Origin of the sequence: Thiohalorhabdus sp. Cl-TMA (genome assembly GCF_041821045.1) — a bacterium.
GTDB lineage: Bacteria > Pseudomonadota > Gammaproteobacteria > Thiohalorhabdales > Thiohalorhabdaceae > Thiohalorhabdus > Thiohalorhabdus methylotropha.
Genome location: NZ_JBGUAW010000034.1, coordinates 1 through 1,561 on the forward strand (window position 1 = coordinate 1; position 1,561 = coordinate 1,561).

Below are 1,561 nucleotides of genomic sequence, written 5' to 3' on the forward strand. Positions count from 1 at the left end.
GCCCGCATGGCCGGCATCCACGACACCATCGAGACGCTCTCCGAGGGCTACCAGACCGAGCTCGGCGAGCACGGCACGGGCCTGTCCGGCGGCCAGCGTCAGCGCCTGGCCATCGCCCGGGCCCTGCTCAAGCAGCCGCGCATCCTGATCTTCGACGAGGCCACCAGCCACCTCGACGCCGAGACCGCCGAGCAGATCGCACGGACGGTCAACGACCTCAAGGGCAAGGTGACCATCCTGTTCATCACGCACGTGGTGCCGAAGGGGCTGGGGGTGGATCGGGTGGTCCGGCTAGGCAAGAAAACGGAAGGGGCCGGGAATCGAGACGAGCAAGGGCAAACACCTCGGGTGGGGGCCCCTCGGCAGGCGATGGGAAACGCGCCCTTCCAGAGCAGTTGATGAGAAATTCAGCCAAATTGAGGGGCTCTTGAGAAAAAATGAGGGGGAAGGGTTAAGTGCGGAAGCAAATAAAAAATATGTTTGCGGGCCTGAGCAAATCAACCATAGCCCATTATGTGATTTCTATTATATTCGGCTTTATGATGGCTTTTACGGTTTTTTATCCAATAATGCAAGAAGTTCCTTATAAAAATGAATTAAACGTTGATTCGGGAGAAGTGACTTACAAAAGCGTTTCCAGGAAAGGGCGTAAGCCTGGCCTAAAAACGGAAAGTGGTACGGATTACTTTACTTGTAGAGAATTTGGTTTTTCTTATCATGATTGCATTCCTAGGAAAAAATACCAAAAAATTTCGGGAAAACCAGGAAGAATATGGTGGTACAAACAGCCAATTTTTCCGGGTTTGACCCAAAAAAAAGTGGTGTATATGGAGGTTTCTGGTAAGGAGTATGTTAACAGAGAAATGGTAAAGGAGGATAACAAAAGTACGAAAACTTGGTGGCTATGGGCTATGCCAATTATATTTGCTTTGGCTTTTTACATGATAGTAAAGGATGCAAAAAGAAGAAAATCAAAAAAATATTACGCTTTTAAGTAGCCATTTATAAAAAATTCCGGGTCTTTGCTGAGGGTTTCGTTGTTTTTTTGGTCTGGTGAGTTTCTCCCGTATGGATGCTAAATAAAGGGGTATGGGATGGCCGAGGTGAGCAAGGAGACCGTTGAGCTGGTTAATCGGGTTACGAAATGGTACAGCGCCCCCACGGGTACGGTGCCCCTCGCCGACAGCATTTCGGAGGAGGATGCCGTAGGGGCCGCCATCGGGGCGGCTGATACTTACGCCGGGATGGCGGAAATGGTGGGCAAAAAGGCTCCAGTTTTGGGAACCTTCGCTACGGCAGGCAGTTTGGCCCTTAATGCGGAGAATTTGCGCGCAGAGTATGGTGAAGGCGGCACAATAAGCCAAAGTACGTTTTACGCCACCGCCTCCGATGTGACCGGAATAATGACCGGGCTGGGAGTGGGAGCGGCTGCGACGGTTGGCTTCCCCGCAGTTGCCACCGTCGCGGCCGTAGGCACGGTGGCTTGGGGTGGACCCATTCCGTTGGACAGTCAGCAGGCCTTGAGAAGTAAACGGGCTTTGGGGGCTCCTCAGGCTTCGGT

Annotated in this window: 3 protein-coding genes; all 3 read left to right on the forward strand. The window is 52.2% G+C overall.

The window, feature by feature from the left end:
* Window positions 1-399, forward strand: a 399-nt coding sequence (locus tag ACERLL_RS17725) for an ATP-binding cassette domain-containing protein (protein ID WP_373657425.1), incomplete at its 5' end; no start/stop codon positions are given.
* Window positions 400-455: 56 nt separating this feature from the next.
* Window positions 456-998: a hypothetical protein gene (locus ACERLL_RS17730; RefSeq protein ID WP_373657426.1), complete on the forward strand. Its 543-nt coding sequence runs from the start codon at window positions 456-458 to the stop codon at window positions 996-998.
* A 96-nt stretch (window positions 999-1,094) separates the two neighbouring features.
* Window positions 1,095-1,561, forward strand: a 467-nt coding sequence (locus tag ACERLL_RS17735; RefSeq protein WP_373657427.1) for a hypothetical protein, incomplete at its 3' end; no start/stop codon positions are given.